Genomic DNA, 3,978 nt, shown 5'->3' on the forward strand with positions numbered 1-3,978 from the left:
ACCCTTATATAGAAAGGCATTTAGCGATTTTTGTCAATTGTTTTTTATCTAGAGCGAACTAATCAATTAAGTCTCTTGCCAGATAAGGATTTAGTCGATTTATGCCCCCCTATCGAACCATAACAAGTAACGAAGAGCCTAAAATCCTAGAATTGCTTCTTTTTCCCATATTTGATAATTTTGCTAGATGTAACCAATTAAAGATAGAGGGGTGTATCTCACTTATGCAGAAATACCAACAATCAGCAATTATCAGTGACCCTTAAATTATTACAGATATATCAGCAGCTACCTGTAAGCATCCCACCGAAAAACTAATGCGCTCCGAGGTTTGGGGGCGGCACTTCGACACGCTCAGTGGCCGCGCCACGCACCCAACGGGGGGTTTGGGTAGGGTTGATTCATGAATCAACCCTACTATAGAGTTCTTGCATAATTAATTTTTGAGAGGGCAAAAATGAGATGCACCCAAGATAGAGTTAGTATCTCAACAAAATTTTTACCCTGATTTAACCTTTATTCACGAGCCAACAGGAGCTAAGTTTGCTGTGGATAGAGATTACTATTGATGAGGAGAGTGTTTAGTGAAGTTAACGCCACTTGTGCCACCGATTAAGTGTCAAGGAATTAAAACTAAATTGGTAAAAGATGTTAAAAATATTGTGTCTGATCTTAGCTTTGGGCGTTGGATAGAACCCTTTTCTGGATCGGGGGTGGTGGCTTTTAATATTAATCCCAAAAAGGCTTTACTTGCGGACACAAATACTCATATTATCCAGTTTTATAATAATCTAAAAAATCAAGTTATTACCAGTAAAACTGTGAAGCTTTTTTTGCAAGAAAATGGTCAAGTTCTTAAGGAGCAGGGAGAAAGTTATTATTATCAAGTACGAGAAAGATTTAATCAATCTCCTAATTCTCTAGATTTTTTATTTCTCAATCGCTCCTGTTTTAATGGCGTGATGAGATTCAATCGTAAGGGACAGTTTAACGTACCTTACTGTCATAAATCAGAACGATTTTCTCAAGCATATATTACCAAAATAGTCAATCAAGTTATTGCCCTAGAAAATATTCTTATTAAAACTGATTATAATTTTCAAGTTGCTGACTTTCGAGAGACTTTATCTGATTGGCAAAAAACAGACTTGATCTATCTCGATCCTCCTTATTTAGGGAGACACACCGATTATTTTAACTCTTGGTCTGAAGAGGATGAAGATTGTTTGGTGACTATTTTAAAGGATATTTCTTGTCGGTTTATTTTGTCCACTTGGCACAGTAATCAGTTTAGAAGCAATCCTTTAATTAAAAAAAATTGGAGTGCTGATCAGTTTTATATCTATACTAAACAGCATTTTTATCATGTTGGTTCCACAGAAAAATTGCGTCATCCGATCACCGAAGCGATCATTACTAACTTTAACATTCCCTTGTTGCCAGAGCGAGGAACTGATTTGCAACAACTGTCATTATCCCCATCGACAGCAGAAAATGAGGGAGCGAGAACAGTCTAGAAGATGCCTAGTTGCTAATTCTCACTCCTTACTATTTAGGGTTTGCTGAATAAATCTAAAAACCTTGTTGGATAATATCTTTAGGCTTTTTTGAAATCAAAAAGTGCCAGCGATTGGAGTGATTGGGGAGGGAAATTTCAGGTACTTTTTCCCTGAAAATTAGGTAATTGACTCCCTGAAAATGGGTAAAACCCCACACCCCACACCCCACACCCCACACCCTGCCCCCAGGAAAAAATTTTTCAGCAAACCCTATTTATCCTTGGCTTTGGCGTAGATGGTCATTAATTTGGCGTTTACGCTTTTCTTCGGGGGCAGTGCTAGTAATTTCGCCAAAATCTTGACTACTCATGGAAAGATGGGACATTATCTTTCTTTTGCGCTCTTTAGCAGTTAATTCCGGTGAAGGAGTTACTGGAGGCGGCGCTGCCACGGGTTCCGCTGCCACCGGAGGAGTTTCCACAATTGGCAGCGGTTTTTTGGGAATATAGTCAGCACCAGTGGTACTTCTGGAGAGATGATCGAGAATGCGCCGTTTGCGATCGTCAGTAGCCATAAAAATCTTTGCCAATCTAGTTTAAAGTTTTGTAACTATCACCTATTGTCAAACATCCCTATCCCCTTGAGAAGTCAAGGGAGACTTTATCTTGAGGGATTGAAGACATATAAAACCTGCGATCGCATCTATCTGGTCGTGGAAGTGGAGGTCTTCTCGCCCAAGGTGATAAGATAAAAAACTAAGTCTTTGAAAATATGACAAAGGATTTATCTATCATGACACCCTCTTTAGCTAACTTTCTCTGGAGCCTTGTTTTAGGTGCGGTTATCGTCCTGATCCCTGCCACTATCGGTTTGATTTTCATCAGTCAATACGACAAGATCAAACGGACTTAATTTAAAATCCTAAAATGCCTAGACCGATTCCGTCTGGGCATTTTAGCTAATTTTGGAACTGGCAAGAGCGATCGCACCGACTACCCGATACCCCTCTGTTTGTAAAACCTGCACAGCCTCCTCAATCGTGGTTCCCGTGGTATAAATATCATCAATTAAGAGAATCGGCACTGATTTCGGTAAATTTTTCCCCAGTTGAAAAGCCGCTTGCATCGTCTTTTTTCTTTCCTCGGCTGCCAGACTAAATAAAGCTGCCGTGTTCTTAATCCGAATTAATCCGCGACTAGCCAGAGGATAACCGGTTAAACGACAAAAACCCTCGCCAATGACTTCTGCTTGATTAAAACCCCTTTCCCTTAATCTTTCTGGGTGGAGAGGGATAGGAATCACCGTCAAACGTTTATCGGTGAGGGGAGGACGCAGCAGCCAAGTTTCCCCCATGCAACTGCCTAGCAAAGAGCCGAGAGCGGGATGGCGATCATATTTCATTTTAGCGATCGCCTGTTTTAATTTACCTTCATAGCGTCCCCAGATAAACAGGGGAATAGAACCACGCCAGAGAAAAAGCGGGTTATTCTGACGATAGGACTGTAATTGTCGCCCACAATCACGGCAAAGCTCTCGCTCGCTCTGCCGTTGACAAAGAGGACAGGGAGACTTAAGAAATAAAGCGAGAAAAGGTTCGAGCATGGGAAGTCAAAGTTTTAGCTAGATCCTGATTTCCATCGTCAAAAACGGTCAAATAACGGGGATTACTCCGCTCGATCGAAAGACTGATTCCTTGCGCTCCTTCGGACTCTAGATCTTGTAGATAACCCCCCTGATGCTGTTGTGCTTCCTCAAAAGAAGCAAAGGGACCAAAATAGTAAATACAGTGGGGGGAAAGGGAGGTAATTTTCAGCCACCAAGGTGTATTATCGTCAGAAATTTTATTTGTCTGCAAGAAAGATAAAATCATGTTCTGGTATTGATAGGGTACAGGGATTGCAGGAATCAAGGATAGGTTTTGAGGAACTTTGCCCCCATAATTCCGATTTGCTGGCCAAAAAATCGAGCTTTTGGCCAAAGAGAGTCTTTTTATCGTATTAGATTAACAAGGGGAGCGGTCGCCAAATCAAAAGAGATTCTAAAAATTCCCCTCAGCCAAGGGGAAGCGGATCGAGATAGGATATTGACGCTCCCATGGCACTAAGCGCTTGGGGATTCCCTGTTCATCCAGTTACCTTATCTACTAAGCTTTCACCTAATAGACAGTGGGTAGTCTGTCCGAGGGCTTGAATTTCTGTCCGCCCGACAGTATTTGCCCGTGCGAGAATGTTTATAGCGGCGTTTTCGTCTCTATCCAAGACACACCCACAAGAACAAACATGAGTTCTTACAGATAATGTTTTCTTGACAATATTGCCACAATCAGAACATTGTTGGCTAGCAACATCTCAAAAACCGCTGAGAGGTAAGATGAAAGCCACGACAGCATCTCTGGCCTCTCAGCCTATCGCCTGTGGCTGTTAGGTAGTGTCTAGCTAGTGACCAACTTCCAGGCTGAGACTGTTCTGGGGAGCCGCCC

At 41.8% G+C, this 3,978-nt stretch carries 5 protein-coding genes and 1 pseudogene; 2 read left to right on the forward strand and 4 right to left on the reverse strand.

The features are described 5' to 3' along the window. The first annotated feature begins 584 nt into the window (after positions 1-584). Positions 585-1,517 carry a DNA adenine methylase gene (locus PX482_RS18655; protein WP_288023225.1) on the forward strand — a complete coding sequence of 311 codons (933 nt, stop codon included), beginning with the start codon at positions 585-587 and terminating at the stop codon, positions 1,515-1,517. Between the two features lie 256 nt (positions 1,518-1,773). Here PX482_RS18655 and PX482_RS18660 read toward each other — a convergent pair whose 3' ends face one another. Next, the gene (locus tag PX482_RS18660; protein WP_002759071.1) at positions 1,774-2,073 is read right to left on the reverse strand and encodes a hypothetical protein; all 300 of its coding nucleotides are present in this window, start codon (positions 2,071-2,073) and stop codon (positions 1,774-1,776) included. Between the two features lie 218 nt (positions 2,074-2,291). Here PX482_RS18660 and psbX point away from each other — a divergent pair, with 218 nt between their 5' ends. Next, complete coding sequence (psbX, locus tag PX482_RS18665) at positions 2,292-2,411, forward strand: photosystem II reaction center X protein (RefSeq protein ID WP_002733679.1); 120 nt, start codon at positions 2,292-2,294, stop codon at positions 2,409-2,411. A 42-nt stretch (positions 2,412-2,453) separates the two neighbouring features. Here the strand turns inward: psbX and PX482_RS18670 are convergent, their stop codons facing one another. The 3 genes and pseudogenes from PX482_RS18670 to PX482_RS18680 form a co-directional block, all read right to left on the reverse strand. After that, complete coding sequence (locus PX482_RS18670) at positions 2,454-3,101, reverse strand: ComF family protein (protein ID WP_002759075.1); 648 nt, start codon at positions 3,099-3,101, stop codon at positions 2,454-2,456. Then, positions 3,070-3,369 carry a DUF1816 domain-containing protein gene (locus tag PX482_RS18675; RefSeq protein ID WP_288122831.1) on the reverse strand — a complete coding sequence of 100 codons (300 nt, stop codon included), beginning with the start codon at positions 3,367-3,369 and terminating at the stop codon, positions 3,070-3,072. The genes PX482_RS18670 and PX482_RS18675 overlap by 32 nt, the downstream gene beginning before the upstream one ends. A 253-nt stretch (positions 3,370-3,622) precedes the next feature. Next, positions 3,623-3,838: pseudogene (locus PX482_RS18680) on the reverse strand (zinc ribbon domain-containing protein); the annotation flags it as partial. Positions 3,839-3,978 lie beyond the last annotated feature (140 nt).

Origin of the sequence: Microcystis sp. M53602_WE12, from assembly GCF_030065455.1 — a bacterium.
GTDB classification, from domain to species: Bacteria; Cyanobacteriota; Cyanobacteriia; order Cyanobacteriales; family Microcystaceae; genus Microcystis; species Microcystis aeruginosa.